This is a genomic window from Sphingomonas humi (assembly GCF_039536725.1).
Classification (GTDB): Bacteria; Pseudomonadota; Alphaproteobacteria; order Sphingomonadales; family Sphingomonadaceae; genus Sphingomicrobium; species Sphingomicrobium humi.
Genome location: NZ_BAAAZD010000001.1, coordinates 336,479 through 351,247 on the forward strand (window position 1 = coordinate 336,479; position 14,769 = coordinate 351,247).

The 14,769-nt window shown below is 67.8% G+C and carries 17 protein-coding genes and 1 pseudogene; 4 read left to right on the forward strand and 14 right to left on the reverse strand.

The features are described 5' to 3' along the window. Window positions 1–14: 14 nt before the first annotated feature. From ABD729_RS01580 to ABD729_RS01605, 6 genes are all read right to left on the reverse strand, one after another. On the reverse strand, window positions 15–1,232 hold the full coding sequence (locus ABD729_RS01580) for a class I SAM-dependent methyltransferase (protein WP_344708405.1): 1,218 nt from the start codon (window positions 1,230–1,232) through the stop codon (window positions 15–17). Then, window positions 1,229–2,095 (reverse strand): oxygenase MpaB family protein, encoded by an 867-nt coding sequence (locus ABD729_RS01585; protein ID WP_344708406.1) that lies wholly within the window; start codon window positions 2,093–2,095, stop codon window positions 1,229–1,231. Before ABD729_RS01585 ends, ABD729_RS01580 begins: the two co-directional genes overlap by 4 nt. Window positions 2,096–2,139: 44 nt before the next feature. Beyond that, window positions 2,140–2,616 carry a hypothetical protein gene (locus ABD729_RS01590; RefSeq protein ID WP_344708407.1) on the reverse strand — a complete coding sequence of 159 codons (477 nt, stop codon included), beginning with the start codon at window positions 2,614–2,616 and terminating at the stop codon, window positions 2,140–2,142. A gap of 295 nt (window positions 2,617–2,911) precedes the next feature. Beyond that, window positions 2,912–4,099, reverse strand: a complete 1,188-nt coding sequence (gene rlmN, locus ABD729_RS01595; RefSeq protein WP_344708408.1) for a dual-specificity RNA methyltransferase RlmN — start codon at window positions 4,097–4,099, stop codon at window positions 2,912–2,914. A 71-nt stretch (window positions 4,100–4,170) separates the two neighbouring features. After that, window positions 4,171–4,653 (reverse strand): hypothetical protein, encoded by a 483-nt coding sequence (locus ABD729_RS01600; RefSeq protein ID WP_344708409.1) that lies wholly within the window; start codon window positions 4,651–4,653, stop codon window positions 4,171–4,173. Next, window positions 4,650–5,150: an A24 family peptidase gene (locus ABD729_RS01605; RefSeq protein ID WP_344708410.1), complete on the reverse strand. Its 501-nt coding sequence runs from the start codon at window positions 5,148–5,150 to the stop codon at window positions 4,650–4,652. Before ABD729_RS01605 ends, ABD729_RS01600 begins: the two co-directional genes overlap by 4 nt. 183 nt (window positions 5,151–5,333) lie before the next feature. On the opposite strand from ABD729_RS01605, the gene ABD729_RS01610 reads away from it, so the two are divergent. The 3 genes from ABD729_RS01610 to ABD729_RS01620 are packed head-to-tail and all read left to right on the forward strand — an operon-like array spanning window position 5,334 to window position 9,873. Next, window positions 5,334–6,734, forward strand: a complete 1,401-nt coding sequence (locus ABD729_RS01610; RefSeq protein WP_425564811.1) for a glycosyl transferase family protein — start codon at window positions 5,334–5,336, stop codon at window positions 6,732–6,734. Beyond that, on the forward strand, window positions 6,731–8,026 hold the full coding sequence (locus ABD729_RS01615) for a hypothetical protein (protein WP_344708412.1): 1,296 nt from the start codon (window positions 6,731–6,733) through the stop codon (window positions 8,024–8,026). The genes ABD729_RS01610 and ABD729_RS01615 overlap by 4 nt, the downstream gene beginning before the upstream one ends. Before the next feature lie 50 nt (window positions 8,027–8,076). Further along, window positions 8,077–9,873, forward strand: coding sequence for an AMP-dependent synthetase/ligase (locus tag ABD729_RS01620; protein WP_425564812.1), 1,797 nt, complete (start codon window positions 8,077–8,079; stop codon window positions 9,871–9,873). Between the two features lie 3 nt (window positions 9,874–9,876). On the opposite strand, the gene ABD729_RS01625 is transcribed toward ABD729_RS01620, so the two are convergent. From ABD729_RS01625 to ABD729_RS01655, 7 genes and pseudogenes are all read right to left on the reverse strand, one after another. Then, complete coding sequence (locus ABD729_RS01625; protein WP_344708413.1) at window positions 9,877–10,311, reverse strand: hypothetical protein; 435 nt, start codon at window positions 10,309–10,311, stop codon at window positions 9,877–9,879. Between the two features lie 63 nt (window positions 10,312–10,374). Then, window positions 10,375–11,094 carry a hydroxyacylglutathione hydrolase gene (gene gloB, locus ABD729_RS01630; RefSeq protein WP_344709614.1) on the reverse strand — a complete coding sequence of 240 codons (720 nt, stop codon included), beginning with the start codon at window positions 11,092–11,094 and terminating at the stop codon, window positions 10,375–10,377. Beyond that, the gene (locus ABD729_RS01635) at window positions 11,091–11,507 is read right to left on the reverse strand and encodes a VOC family protein (protein WP_344708414.1); all 417 of its coding nucleotides are present in this window, start codon (window positions 11,505–11,507) and stop codon (window positions 11,091–11,093) included. Before ABD729_RS01635 ends, gloB begins: the two co-directional genes overlap by 4 nt. Next, window positions 11,504–12,265 carry an alpha/beta hydrolase family protein gene (locus tag ABD729_RS01640; RefSeq protein WP_344708415.1) on the reverse strand — a complete coding sequence of 254 codons (762 nt, stop codon included), beginning with the start codon at window positions 12,263–12,265 and terminating at the stop codon, window positions 11,504–11,506. Before ABD729_RS01640 ends, ABD729_RS01635 begins: the two co-directional genes overlap by 4 nt. A 25-nt stretch (window positions 12,266–12,290) precedes the next feature. Further along, window positions 12,291–12,614: a hypothetical protein gene (locus ABD729_RS01645; RefSeq protein WP_344708416.1), complete on the reverse strand. Its 324-nt coding sequence runs from the start codon at window positions 12,612–12,614 to the stop codon at window positions 12,291–12,293. Between the two features lie 91 nt (window positions 12,615–12,705). Next, complete coding sequence (locus ABD729_RS01650; RefSeq protein WP_344708417.1) at window positions 12,706–13,134, reverse strand: hypothetical protein; 429 nt, start codon at window positions 13,132–13,134, stop codon at window positions 12,706–12,708. Between the two features lie 125 nt (window positions 13,135–13,259). After that, window positions 13,260–13,442: pseudogene (locus ABD729_RS01655) on the reverse strand (flagellin); the annotation flags it as partial. Between ABD729_RS01655 and ABD729_RS01660 the strand changes: the two are divergent. Then, window positions 13,443–13,931 (forward strand): flagellar hook assembly protein FlgD, encoded by a 489-nt coding sequence (locus ABD729_RS01660; protein ID WP_344708418.1) that lies wholly within the window; start codon window positions 13,443–13,445, stop codon window positions 13,929–13,931. A gap of 10 nt (window positions 13,932–13,941) precedes the next feature. Here the strand turns inward: ABD729_RS01660 and ABD729_RS01665 are convergent, their stop codons facing one another. Next, entirely contained in the window at window positions 13,942–14,715 is a 774-nt protein-coding gene (locus tag ABD729_RS01665) for a class I SAM-dependent methyltransferase (protein ID WP_344708419.1), read from the reverse strand. Window positions 14,716–14,769 lie beyond the last annotated feature (54 nt).

Below are 14,769 nucleotides of genomic sequence, written 5' to 3' on the forward strand. Positions count from 1 at the left end.
CAGGCTAGAGCGACTTATGAGGCCGGGCGGCGGTAGCGCTGCTCGGCCTCATGCATGTAATCGCGGGTGATCGGCAGCGCGCGCCGGTCGCGGACATATTGCACCTGGAAATTGTTCATCGCGCCATGCTCGAAGGCGACCGCGGCCGCCGCGAGGTAGAATTCCCACATGCGGAAGAAGCGTTCGTCGTAGAGCGCGACGATCTCGGTCCGGTGCCGATGGCAGTTCGCCAGCCAGTGCCGAAGCGTATAGCCATAATGCAGCCGCAGCGTTTCGACGTCTGTCGCGATCAGCCGCACGTCCTCGCTGGCCGCCATCATCTGGCTGAGGCTGGGCAGGTGGTAGCCGGGGAAGATCCACTTATCGGTGAAGGGGTCGGGCTTCCCGGCCTTGCCATATTTACCGATCGTGTGGAGCAGCATTACGCCGTCGTCGGTCAGCAAGCGCTTGGCCGTCGCGAAGAATTCGCCGAAATGCGCCGCCCCGACATGTTCGAACATGCCGACCGAGACGATCCGGTCGAACCGGCCGGTCACCGCGCGATAGTCGATCAGTTCGAACTTGACCTTGTCGGCGACCCCGGCCTCTTCCGCACGCTGGCGTGAGACGCGCAACTGCTCCTCGCTCAGCGTCACCCCGAGCACTTCGACGCCCGCGACGCGATTGAGGTAGAGCGCCATCCCGCCCCAGCCCGAACCGATGTCGAGCACGCGCTGGCCGGGCTTCAGGTAAAGCTTGGCCGCGATGTGGGCCTTCTTGTCTTCCTGCGCCTGGGCCAAACTGTTGGCCGGATCGTGGAAATAGGCGCAGCTGTACTGGAGGTCGGGGTCGAGAAAGAGCCGGTAGAGCCGCTCGTCGAGGTCATAGTGATGCGCGACGTTGCGCCGCGAGGCGGTGGCGTCGTTGCGCCGCGGGAGCAGTGATTTCAGGAGGCCCAACTGCTTCTTGAGCCGGCCCTTGTGCCCGCCGTCCTCGAAGCGGTTGGCGCCCACCACCATCGACAGCAGGTCGATCAGCGCACCCTGCTCGAGGGTGATCCGGCCATCCATGTAGAGCTCGCCGAACGCCAGCCGCGGGCCGCGCATGAGGTCGAGCAGGGCTTTCCTGTCGTGGATGCGGGCAACCACCACGGGGTCGCCATCGCCGACGGTGGAGCTTTCCCCGCCGGGCATAAGCACCGTCAGCGTGCCGTTCTGAATCTTGTCGCCCAGCAGGCGTTGAAGAATACTCATGCTTCCTTTTCGCGCGGAGCAAGGGCCCAGCGCAAGGTGGAGGCGAGGCTGAAGGTGGCGGTTCCGACCGCCGGCGTGGCAAGGCCCGAACCGCGCAGGCCGTGCAGCCGCCGCACCTCGCGCGGGAGGAGGTCGGTGGCCGAGCGCATCAGGAGGCGTTGGACGGGAAACATCCGCAGCCGTTCGGGCGGCGCGTTGAGGATGATGTCGCGCACCGCCGCACTGCGCTCGTCGGCCCGAAGCTCGCTCATGAAGTCGCGGGCGAGCGCTTCCGCCTCCGCTTCGGTAGTCGGCACCGGGTCGGCCCCGAGCATCCGGGCCATCACCGCGACCTCGCGCCAGTAGGCGTCGCGCTCGGCCCGCGGCATGCGCGGGTTGGCGAAGCGGCGGTAGCCGGCGAGGAACATCGCCGAGCCAGCGACATGGACAAAGGCGAGCAGCCGGGGATCGCTGGCGTCGTAGGGCGTGCCGTCGGCAAGCGTTCCCGTCACCTGGCCGTGGATTCGCCGGACCCGAGCGATCGCCGCTTCGGCCTCGTCCCGCGCGCCATAGGTGGTGATCGCGATGAAGCGCGCGGTGTTGCGCAGGCGGCCATGCATGTTGCGGCGAAAATCCGAATGGTCCCACACGCCCGCCAGCGCCTGGGGGTGGAGCATCTGCCACAGCAGGGCGGCGACCCCGCCGACCATCATGCCGGCAAGGTCAGCATGGACCTTCCACGCCGCTCCGCCCGGCGGGCACAGCGCCTCGTCGGACGGCACAATGGGCTGCTGGCCCTTGGCCGCGTCATTGAAGAAGTTCGCCACTTCGCCGGCAATCCGGCGGCGAAGGTCTTCGAACGGGGGAGAAGCGCGACTGGCCATGAGAGGAGAACGAGCGGCGGGTGCGGCGGCTCCGCTCCGGCGGCTCAGTCTTCCAGGATCGTCATCGCGCCCATGCGGAGGAACTCGGTCACCGACCGGCCCAGCGTATCGAGCTGCATCTGCAGGAGACTGGCGATGCTGCCGCTTTGCAGGTAGCCGGCGGTGAACTGAACCGTTCCATCGGGCCCCCGCTCGAGGATCGCGCGCTCGATCAGGCGATTGACGTAGCGGCGCGTGGTTTCCCGGTTGAGGCCGGTGGCGACCGCGATCGAGCTGATGTTGCAGACGCCCAACGCCTCTTGCGGGAACGGCGCTTCGAGACTGCGCAAGTCTTCCGGCAGCCCGACCCGGGTCAGGCGTTCCGCGGAGATCGCCACCACCGCGAGAAGCACCAGCGCGCTGTGATGGTCGCCCGCTACCTCCCGATAGTGCTCCATGCACCGAAGGGTCAGGATCGCCATGTGGATCCCGGCAAGGCGGCTCTCGCCCCCGGCCCGCTGTTGCGCTTGAATTCGGATCATCAGCCCTGCGCCTTATGGACGATCCTTAGCACCACAGGGCGCGGGTGCACAGTCTGTGCAGCAAGTGCCGACAAGTTGAACCGACTTTCAACTAGATAAGGAACATGCGTAACGGAAATCGATCGAGGTAGCGTTGACCTGCAAAGTATTGCCACCCTGCTCGACCGACGGCTGCGACAAGGCAGCCGGGGCGATCATCAACGGTGCAATGTATTGCGGAACGCATGCGGTCGATCAGCTCCAGACGCGGGTGTTGCAGCGCAAGGGCAATTTCCAGCCCGCGCGATCCTGATCGTCAGGCGGCCGTTTCGCGGTCGAGGTCCGCGCGCCGCTTCTTCTCGGCAGCGGTCTTGAGCTGACCGCAGGCGGCATCGATGTCGCGGCCCCGCGGGGTGCGGACCGGCGCCGAGATCCCGCCTTCGAACACGATGTTCGAGAAGCTGCGGATTCGCTCGGGCGTCGAACATTCATATTCGGCGCCCGGCCACGGATTGAACGGGATCAGGTTGACCTTGGCCGGCAGGCGATAGTGACGGATCAGCCGGACCAGCTCGCGGGCATGGTCGTCGCTGTCGTTCTTGCCCTTCAGCATGACATATTCGAAGGTGATGCGGCGGGCATTGTTGGCACCGGGATAGTCGGCGCAGGCCTGCAGTAGTTCCTCGATGCCGTATTTGCGATTGAGGGGCACGATCTCGTCGCGGATCTCCTTGGTCACCGCGTGCAGCGACACCGCGAGATTGACGCCGATCTCCTCGCCGCACTTCTCCATCATCGGCACCACGCCCGAGGTGGAAAGCGTGATCCGGCGCTTGGACAGGCCAAGCCCGTCGCCGTCCATGACGATCTTCAGGGCGTCGCGGACATTGTCGAAATTGTAGAGCGGCTCACCCATGCCCATCATCACGATGTTGGTGAGCATGCGGCCCTCGGGCTGGCTCGGCCATTCGCCCAGCGCGTCGCGGGCGAGCATCACCTGGCCGACGATCTCGTGGATATCGAGATTGCGGACGAGGCGCATGGTCCCGGTGTGGCAAAAGCGACAATTGAGGGTGCAGCCGACCTGGCTCGACACGCACAGGGTGCCGCGATCGGCGTCGGGGATGAACACCATTTCGAAATCGTGGCCGTCGTGGGTCTGCAGCAACCACTTGCGGGTGCCGTCGGACGACACCTGAGCTTCCATCACGCCGGGGCGTGAGATGCGGAAGCGCTCGGCGAGCCACGGCTGCTGCGCCTTGGCGATGTCGGTCATCAGCGCGAAGTCGGTGACGCCGCGGTTGTAGATCCAGTGCCACAGCTGCTTGGAGCGCAGCTTGGCCTGGCGCGCATCCATGCCGGCGCCTTCCAGCGCTTCGCGGATTTGCTCGCGCTTCAGCCCGATCAGTTCGACGCGGCCATCGGAAGCGACCGCCGCAGGACGCGGGACGGGCACAGGGTCGATTGGCCCGGGAATGGCCATCAGGTTCGTATCAGCGCTCATGGGAGAGGCGCCATGTAGCGGGTTTGGCGATTTTTTCCAGTGGGCGTCTTCCTGGTGAGCGCGGTCGCGGGTCAGCCGGCGCAGGCGAGCGCAGCCGCGTCGATCGCGGTCGGTGCACCGCCCAGCAGGTAGCGATCGCTGATCCGTCCCCCGACCCCCTGCCCGCGAAGGCGCATTTCGGCGCTGCGGCGGATCGCGGCGATGATCGCGGCTTCCTGCGCGGGCCCACGGCTCCACGCGCTCTGGCCGCGGGTCACCAGCAGGAACTCCTGGTCGCCGACGGTGAGGACCGCCGCCGCACCCGGCCGGAAGGCACGTGCGGCAAGGAAGTGCAATTCGCCGCGCCGCTTGCGATCGCGACTGAAGGCGATGCTTGCGCGCGCCTGGGGGCTGCCCGGCGGCGCGATGAGTTCGGCGCGTGACACCGCTTCGCAAAGGCCACCCGGTCGCTCCAGCGCGGCCCAGAAAGTGCCGGCATGAAGCAGCCGCTGCGCCTGCGCCGCCCCCGCCATGCCGAGCAGGCCGGCCAGCAGTGCGGCCAGCGCGCGGGTCACGCGGCGTTGAGCGCGATCAGCTGCAGGCTGGCGATGATCGCCCCGGCCGCGATGGCGATGCCGTAGGGGATGCCAGCCTTCGGTTGAAGCACGCGGACCCGCGCGCGCAGGCCGTCGGGCCAGGGCAGGGTCCGCAGGAAGATGATCAGGACCGCAAGCACGCCGCCCGCAAGCGCCGTCCAGGTCAGCAGCCGGCCGGCGCCGCCAAGGTCGAACCACAGCACGGTGGCCGCGAACAGCTTGACGTCGCCGCCGCCAAGGATGCCGCGCCCGAACAGGAAGGTGCCGATCACCAGTGCGATCGCGAATACCAGTCCGTTCTCCCACAACGCGATCTGCGGGCCATGGGCGATCGCCCCGCCAATCCCCAGCAACAGCACCGCGCCGCAGATATAATTGCTGATCTTCAACATCATCGCGTCCTGCACCGCAGCAAGCGCAAGCAGCGCGATGAACGCCCAGAACAGCCACTCCGGCACCATGGCGGGCAGGTTCACGTCATTGTCCCCCAACAGATAATCTCGGAGGCGAGGGATGGCGTGGGAAGGGGCGCGGCGCAAGCGGCTTGCAAGCCCGTCCCGCTCGTGAGACAAAGGTCGGGCTCGGATAACCAGCGCTTGGGGGCGTGTGGGCCGGGTGGATTCACTTTTCTGCAAGCGTTCGTCACCGCGGCCCGAGGGATGCGCGCAGTGACGTTGCAGCTTTTCCTTGCCGAATGTGCGGCCGAACTGGCGCTGTTCGCAGCAGTCGGCTTCTTCCTCTTCTCGATCGACGACCTGCTGGTCGACATCATCTTTTTCGCGCGCAACGGCTGGCGCGCGATCACCGTCTATCGCCGCCACCCGCGCGGCGACGCGCGTTCGCTCGTCGAGGGCCGGCCGAGCGGCTGGCTGGTGGTGATGATCCCGGCCTGGGACGAATCCGCGGTCATCCGCGCCATGCTCCGCGCGACGCTGCGTAGCTTCGATCACCCGGACTATACCTTGCTGGTCGGCTATTATCGCAACGACCCCGCGACCCGGTTGGCGATCGAGGGGGTCGCCGATCCGCGGGTGATGGCGGTCGAAGTGCCGTCCGACGGGCCGACCACCAAGGCCGATTGCCTGAACCACCTCTACGCCTTCCTCGTCCGGCTCGAGGCGGCGAGCGGGCGGCAGGCGCGGGCGGTCGTGCTGCATGACGCGGAGGACCTCGTCCACCCGCTTGAACTCAGGATCTTCGACCAGCTGGCCGACCGGGCCGGAGTGATCCAGTTGCCGGTCGTCCCCCTCCCCGATCGCTCGAGCGAGTGGATTTCGGGCCATTATTGCGACGAGTTCGCCGAATCTCACGGCAAGGAGCTGGTGGTTCGCGAGGCGGTCGGCGCCTCGATCCCGCTCGCCGGGGTCGGCTGCGCCATCTCGCGCTTCGCCATCGCCAGGCTCGCCGCCGCGCATGACGGGAAGCCCTTCGCGGGCGGGTCGATGACCGAAGACTATGAAATGGGCCTGCGCATCGGCGCGCTCGGCGAGCGGACGATCTTCGTTCGTCTGCCCGAGAGCCCCGGCCATCCCGGCGTGGTCGCGAGCCGCGGGCATTTCCCGAACACGCTTGGTGCAGCCGTTCGCCAAAAGGCGCGCTGGCTGGGCGGGATCGCCTTTGCCGGCTGGGACCGGCTCGGCTGGCGCGGCGGCCTTGGCGAGCGCTGGTTCCGGCTGCGCGACCGGCGCGGGCCGTTTGCCGCTGTCCTCCTGCTCGCCGGTTACCTGTCGGCCCTGCTGTGGGGGCAATTGTGGCTCGCCTCCAAGCTTGGCGCGCCCCTGCCGCCGCAAGCCTCGCCGCTGCTGGCGACCCTGCTCCACGTCAACTTCGCCCTGCTCCTCTGGAGAGTGTTCATGCGGATCGCCTTCACCACCCACGTCTACGGTTTCGGGGAAGGGCTGGCGTCGATCCCGCGCATCGCCATCGCCAACCTGATCGCCATTCTCGCCGCCGGCCGCGCGCTGTTCCTGCACGCGGGGGGCGGTCCCAAGAAGTGGGACAAGACCGAACACATCTTTCCCGCCGACCACCTGCTACCAGCCGGGCCCGCCCGGTCATGAGCGCGCCGATCCGCTTCCTCGGGCTCGCCATCCTCGCCTACGTGGGCCTGCGCACCGCAAGCAGCGCGCTGGCCCTCGATGCGCCCGCCCTGACGTCAGCGGCAACCAGCGACAAGGCGGCTCCGGCCGAGGCGATCCTGCCGCCGGGCGTTCCCGCCGACATGGGCCCGGCCCCGGCCGAGCAATATGCGCAGGCACAGCCGGCACCCTATCCGCCCGGGCCCGCCGGCTATCCCTATCCCGCCGGCTATCCTTATCCCCCCGCTTACGGCCCATCGCCCTATCCCTACATGGCCGCGCCCTACCCGGTGATGATGCCGCCGCCGCAAGCGCAGCGCATGGTGCGCCCGGTCTATTATCCGATGCCCTATCCGGTGCCGGCGCAAGCGAGCTACGAACCGCGAATCAGGCCCCCTTCCGAAGCGGTCTACCGCACCGCGAGCCTCGATGAGGGCGGCGCCCAGGGCTATGGCGCACCGGTCCCGTCGATCGACCAATGGCCGGCGATCGGCAGCATCGGCTCGGTCGCGCTCGGTACCTCGACTCAGGTGACGCCGCGCTGGGGCAAGGGGCGGGACCGCGGCGAACAGCCGCTTGCCTCGGCCGCACCGAACCGCTGGTCGGTCGATGCCTGGGCGATGCTGAGGCCTCGGGAAGGCACCTATCGGCTTGACGGGTCGGACGGCAGCCTTAACCCCGGCCTCGCCTCCGCCGGGTCGCTCGGCGGCAGCCAGGCCGGGATGCGGATCAGCTGGCGCCCACTGGCGACGCTGGGCGCCTATCTGCGCGCGTCAAGTGCGCTGATCCCGCAGGGGCGAAGCGCGCGCAACCAGGCACTGGCTGGCGGCGAAGGCGCGTTCGGGATCAGCTGGCAGCCGCTCAAGGCCCTGCCCGTCCGGCTGCTGGCCGAGCGTCGGCAACAGCTTGGTGGCGCGCTCGGCGGCGGACGCGATGCCTTCGCATTGCTCGCCGAGGGCGGGGTCTACAGCCAGCCGCTGCCGTTCGGGGCCATGCTCGACGGCTATGGCCAGGCCGGCGTTGTCGGCGCCAACCGCCGCGACCTGTTCGCCGACGGGGCACTTGCCGCCACCTATCCCTTCATGCCTCGCTTCGCGATCGGCGGGGGCATATGGGGCGGGATCCAGCCCGGCCTCCACCGCTTCGATGCGGGACCGCGGCTCAGCTACCAGCTGCGGCCCAATCTGCGCGCCCATCTCGACTATCGCTTCCGGGTGACTGGCAATGCCGATCCGCGCAGCGGGCCTGCCCTGACCCTCGCTGCGGGGTTCTAGCGGAAGGGGCCCTTCGGCACTCTTTTGCGCACCGGCCCCGACTGCTCTAGATGCCTGCGGTTCGAAGTGGGCGGAGGAGACTGAAGGTCGTGCGCAAGGGCAACAGGCTGGAGCATTTTCCCAACCTGGTCGCGATGTTCCTCGACCGGGTGGCACAGCGCGGCGACACGCCGTTCCTGTGGGCCAAGCGCGACGGCCGCTGGCAGTCGATCAGCTACACCGAAGCCGCGCGCCAGGTCGCCGCACTGTCGCAAAGCCTCCTGGAGCTCGGCCTCAAGCCCGGCGACCGGGTGATGCTGGTCAGCGAGAACCGCCCCGAATGGCTGATCGCCGACCTTGCGATCATGGCCGCCGGCTGCGTCACGGTGCCGACCTACACCACCAACACGACCCGCGATCACACCCATATCCTCAGCAATTCGGGTGCGCGCGCGGTCGTCGTTTCCAACCAGAAGCTCGCCAAGACGCTGATCCCGGCAGTGCTGTTTTCCTCCGATTGCCACGACGTGATCGGGATCGAGGACATTCGCACCGGCCAGCCGGTCAATGGCGCCAAGTTCCACATCTGGTCGGACCTGGTCGCAAGCGGCGGCAGCCTCGACGATGTGCGCGCCCGCGTCTCAGGAATCGGCCGCGACGACCTTGCCTGCCTGATCTACACCAGCGGCACCGGCGGCGCCCCGCGCGGGGTTCGCCAGCATCATGGCGCGATCCTGCACAATACCGCCGCCTGCATCGACGTCATCGCCAACGACTTCGGCTGGGACGACGAGGTCTTCCTGTCCTTCCTCCCCGCGAGCCACGCCTATGAGCATAGCGGCGGACAGATGTTCCCGATCGCGCTCGGCGCCCAGATCTACTTCGCCGAAAGCCTCGAAAAGCTTGCCGCCAACATCGAGGAAGTCCGCCCGACCCTGATGGTGGTGGTCCCGCGCCTGTTCGAGATGCTGCGCCAGCGGATGCTCAAGACCATCGAGAAGCAGGGCGGGATCGGCGCCAAGCTGCTCGCCCGCGCGCTCGAGATCGGCAAGGAGCGCTACGACAAGGGCTCGATCCCGATCAAGGACTGGCCGGCCGACCTCGCGGTCAGGCTGCTGTTGAAGCGCAAGGTGTCACAGAAATTCGGCGGGCGGATCAAGGCGATGGTGTCGGGCGGCGCGCCGCTGAACCCGGACGTCGGCCTGTTCTTCCACTCGCTCGGGATCACCATGTTGCAAGGCTATGGCCAGACCGAGGCCGGGCCGGTGATCAGCTGCAACCGGCCCAAGAACGGGATCCGGATGGAGACGGTCGGCCCGCCGCTGCTCGACACCGAAGTGCGGTTCGCGGAGGACGGCGAGCTGCTGGTCCGCGGCGAGCTGGTCATGCACGGCTATTGGAACAACGACGAGGAAACCGCGCGGGTCCTAAAGGACGGCTGGCTGCACACCGGTGACGTCGGCCATTTCGACGATGGCGGCCGGATCGTCATCACCGATCGCAAGAAGGACCTGATCGTCAACGACAAGGGCGACAATGTCTCGCCCCAGCGGGTCGAGGGGATGCTGACGCTGCAGCCCGAGATCGCGCAGGCGATGGTCTATGGCGACCGCCGGCCGCACCTCGTCGCGCTGCTGGTCCCCGAGCCCGACGTGAAGGGCGACGAGGCGACCATCCGCGCCAAGCTCCAGAAGGCGGTCGACCGGGTCAACGCCGAATTGAGCGTCGTCGAAAAGGTCCGCCGCTTCACCCTCGCCGACGAAGCATTCAGCGTCGACAACGAGCAGATGACGCCGAGCATGAAGATCCGCCGCCACGTCCTGAAGCAGGCCTATGGCGAGCGACTGGACGCGCTCTACGGCAAATAGGGTTCAGCGCCGCGGGGTCGGCCCGGTGTAGGGTACGAACTCACCCATGGCGCAGCTGCCGACGGTGAAACCACCCGCGGTGTCGATCACCTGGGCGATCTCGCCGCTGCACATGCCGGTGCCGCCGAACTGCTTGGTCAGAAGCGCGGTGCCGGGCCGGCCAAGCCCGTTGCAAGGGCCGCGCAGATCGGTTCGCCACACCCGGTTGGATCCGTCGCGGAAGAGGATGGTGTTCTCGTCGATCACCACCATGTCCTGCGCGCGATAATTGGGAAGGCATGATTGCGACTGGCCGGCGACCTTGCCGGTCAGCCACCGATCGAGTTCCGCCTGGGCCTTCGGCGAGCGCGGCTCGGGATTGCCCGCGGTCGTGGCACAGGATGCGAGCAGTCCGGCCGAAGCCAGCACGGTGATCGAAGCGATGGTCAGGCGGCGCATGGCAGCGGTTCCTTGGCAAGGTGGTCACGTGAAGAACGCCTGAACAGGCTGCTCTCTCCACGCTTAACGGAAGCTGTCCTTTGCGGCCCGCAGGCGCGCGAATTCGGCGGCGTCGGGTGCGCGCATGAAGAGGTTGCTCGCCTTCTCCTCGGCGATGGTGGTCGGCAGGGTCGGCTTGCCGTCCGACCGCAGCGCCTCGATCTCGCCCAGCCGCCGCTGCACTGCCGCGTCGTCGGGCGCCTGCGCGGCGAGGAAACGGTAGTTCGACAGGCTGTATTCGTGCGCGGGATAGACGATCGTCTCGTCCGGCAGGGTCGCAAGCCGCTGGAGCGAGGCGTGCATCTGCGCCGGCGTGCCTTCGAACAGGCGACCGCAACCGCCCGCGAACAAGGTGTCGCCGACGAACGCATGCCCGTCGAGGATGAAGGCGATATGGCCGAGCGTGTGGCCGGGCACGTGCCAGACCCGCGCCTGCGCACCGCCGACCTCGACCCCATCACCATCGGCGAGACCATGGTCGAGGCCGGGAAACTTGTCGCGCTCGGCTTCTGGTCCCCACACTTTGGCGCGGGTGGCGGCAACCACGGCGGGGATGCCGGCGGTATGATCGGGGTGCCAGTGAGTGACCATCACCTGGTCGATCGTCCAGCCGCGTTCCGCCGCGCCCTTCAGCGCCACCGCTCCGTCGCCGGGATCGACCACCGCGGTATGCCCGGCTTCCGCATCGTGCAGCAGCCAGATGTAATTGTCGCTGAGCGCCGGAAGGAGCGCGACCTCGATCACCAGACGCCCGTATTCGGCATCGACGCCCACGGCTCGGCCGGGGCTTTCGCGCCACCCTTGTTCAGCAGCTCGATCGAGATGTCGTCGGGGGTGCGGACGAAGGCCATGCGGCCATCACGCGGCGGACGGTTGATGGTGACGCCCGCGTCCATCAGCCGCTGGCAGGTCGCGTACACATCGTCCACCTGATAGGCGAGGTGGCCGAAATTGCGGCCGCCGTCATACTCTTCCGGGTCCCAATTATAGGTCAGCTCGACTTCGCCGCCCTCGTCGCCCGGTACGCCGAGGAAGATGAGAGTGAAACGGCCGCCTTCATTTTCCATCCTGCGACGCTCATCGAGGCCGAGCAGGTTAAAGAAGCGGACGGTGGCATCGGGGTCGGTGACCCGGATCATGGTGTGAAGGAATTTCATGCCGGCCAGATGGGTGCTGGGACACCCGCTGCCAAGCCCATTACCGTGCGTTCGAGCAGCGCAAGTTCGTGCGGCGCGGAAAGGCGGTGGGTGCCGCCCTTGACGATGGTCAGCTGGACGTCGCTCGAGACGAGCGCGTCCTTCAGCCGCGCGGCGATGTCCAACGGTACCTCGGCATCGCAATCGCCGTGCAGCAGCCGCACCGGGCCTGCGAACCCGACCGCCCGGTCAAGCAGCCGAAGCCGCTCTCCCGACTGCCACAGCGCTAGCGTCGTCAGCTCCGCGTCGCCGCCATAAGGGTTGTCGCGGCGCAGCTCGCCGTCGCGGCCGAGTGCCTGCTTTTCCGCGTCGGTATAGCCCCAGTCGGTGAAGTCAGGGGCCGCGGCGATCCCGACGATCGCTTTCACCCGGTCGCCCAACCGCTCGGCAAGGTGAAGCATCAGCCAGCCGCCCATCGACGAGCCGACGAGAAGCAGCGGACCCGCGGCAGTGTCGGCCACGGCCGCGGCATCGTCCAGCCAGTCCTCCAGCGTGAAGTCGGCGAACCGGCCTTCGCTTTCGCCCGTGCCGCGATAGTCGAAGCGGAGCATCCCGAGCCCCTCCCGGTCCGCCAGCGCGTCGAGCGCGACCGCCTTCGAACCCATCATGTCGGACGCGTAGCCGGGCAGAAACAGGATGGTCTGCGCATCGCCGCGTTTCAGGTGATGGCGGACGGCGATGGCATGACCGCTGGGGCGGGCGAGATGCTGGAGTTCCATGCGCCTGCCCTAGCCGAGCCGCGCGTCAGCGACGAGCGGGGTCCGCCTGGTTGATCCAGCCCTTGGGCGCATTGCCCACTTCGGTCGCGGCGGGCTCGACCTCCTTTTGCGGGACGGTCCGGCCGGGCCAGGCGAGTGCGATGATCGCGACCGCAAGCACCGCGAGGCTCATCAGCAGCACGGCATAAGGCACGATGTCGAGGAATGGCCGCGTCTCGCAAGCGGTGTCTTCGGCGACCGCTGGAACCAGCCGCGCGGAGCGCTGGCGGGCCGTGCGCCGCGACCGGCGCGGCGGCCAATAATCTTCGGGACGGGTCCAGGCCCGTGCTTTCTCGTCGGGAATCGGCATGGCTATCGGGGCAACGCACCACAGCCGAACTAGCTTCGCACCCTGGCGCAAAGTCCGGGTGCCGGTCGCGCTTTCGGCTCGGCTTGTGGCCTCAGTGCAGCAGGCGGCGCGACTGGCTCAGCATGAAGCCGGGCCGGCCGCTGGCGGCAAGGTTGCGGCCGTGCGCAAGGTTCAATTGTAGTTCGGCGTACAGGCGGTCCCACAGCTTGCCGGCAATCGGCAGCCCCTCGCCAAGCTGGTCGAGTTCGATGCGGACGCTGCCGCCGACGGCACAGAGCCGCATCATCAGCGGATAGTCGCCATTGCAGCATTCGTCGGCAAGCTCACCCACGGCCGACAGCCGCGCGCTCATCAGGAAGCCGACGAGAAGCTCGGCCCCGTAGAGGTCAAGAAGGATGGAACGCGAACCCGGGCGGCCCGGATCGCTGAGCCGGATCAGCGGGCCATGCCCGCCCTCGCCCGGCGCGAGGCTGAGACGAAGCCGCGGCCCGTCCCGGTGAATGATGTCACGCACACGCATGTTGCTGCTCCCTGCCCGATGGCGGATCATGGCGAAGCACAAAGGGCCGGGGCGACACGTTGATCACCCCGGCCCCACTCAAGGCGGTCCCTGTGGGGATTAGGACCGCCCCCAAGTGCTTCCGCTTAGCGGAACAGCGACATGATCGCCTGCGGCGCCTGGTTGGCGATCGACAGCGCCTGGACGCCGAGCTGCTGCTTGACCTGGAGGGCCTGCAGCTTGGCGCTTTCCTTGGCGAGGTCGGCGTCGACCAGGTTGCCGACCGACGCTTCGACCACGTCGCTCAGCTTGCTGGCACCCAGCAGCTGGTGCAATATTCGCAGGTCGAACAGTCGATCCAGCAGACCGGCGTCCTGCGCAACATGCTCGACAAGATGTCGGGCGATGACCTCACCAGCGCGGGCCAGCTGATCGGCCGCACCGCCGAATTCGACAGCTCGGTCTCGAGTCTGAGCGGGCAGAACCAGGCCGAATGGCGCTGGACCCTGCCGGCCAAGCCCGCCACGGTCGATGCCGAAATCCTCGACAGCGCCGGCAAGGTCGTCGCCCGGCCGACAGTCACCGCCGCCGCCAGCGGCACCTTCCGCTGGACTGGACAGCTCGACAGCGGCGCGCGTGCCCCCGACGGCGCCTATGTCCTGAAGCTCACCGCCAAGACCGCCGACGGCACGACGCTCCAGCCCACCCTCACCAGCCTCGGCAAGGTGCAGGAAGTTGTCAGCCGCGAAGGCGAATTGTGGGCCGGGCTTGGCGCGGCCGCCCTGCCGCTCGCCAAGCTGACCCGGATCGCGGCCTGAGCTCTTCCGCTCAGCCGCGCGGCTTGCGGAACCGGTAGAGGAAGCGGTCGGTCTTGCCGCGAATGGACGGGTCGAACACCAGCTTGCTGTGATCGTCCGCCGGATTGGCGAGGATCGGGCTTTCCGCCTCCAGCCGGAAGCCGGCCCGTTCGAAGTCCGCGCGAACGGTCGCCGGATCGATCCGATGCACCTTGTCGACGATCGCGCGCGTGTCGCCCGGCATCCCGACATGGTCGATCACCCCGACCACCGCGCCCGGCTTCATCGCCGCATACAGGTTGCGCACGAACGCCGCCGGATCGGTGCGCGGAATCTTGAACTTCTCCGACTGCCAGTAAAGGTCGTGATAGCTGAGGTTGATCAGCGCGAAATCGAACCGGTTGGCGCCCGGCGCAAAGCCCGCGAACGGATAGCGCGCCAGGGTCACGCCCGGTGACGCGGCGATCAGCGCGTCGAGCTTCTTGCTCTCTTCCCCGCCGGCGTAGAATTCCTGCGGCTCGAAGGCGGTCACCGAACCCTTCGGCCCGACCACCGAGGCCATGATCTGCGCCCAATAGCCGGTGCCGGTCAGCAGGTCCGCCGCCGCCATGCCGGGCTTCAGCCCGAGGAACGCCAGCACCTCGGCCGGCTTTCGGCTCTCGTCGAGCTTGCGCAATTCCTCGGTCCGCGCCGGATTGGCGACCGAAGCGCTGTACAGCGCCGGATCGGCCGGCGCCGGCCCGATCGTGGCGCAGGCCGACAGCGTCAGCGCGCTGGCGGCGGCGAGTGCGAGAATGGCTTTCATGGCGGCTCCCCTGTTGTCGCGCATGGCTCAGCAACGCGCGCGGCGGAAAGCTAC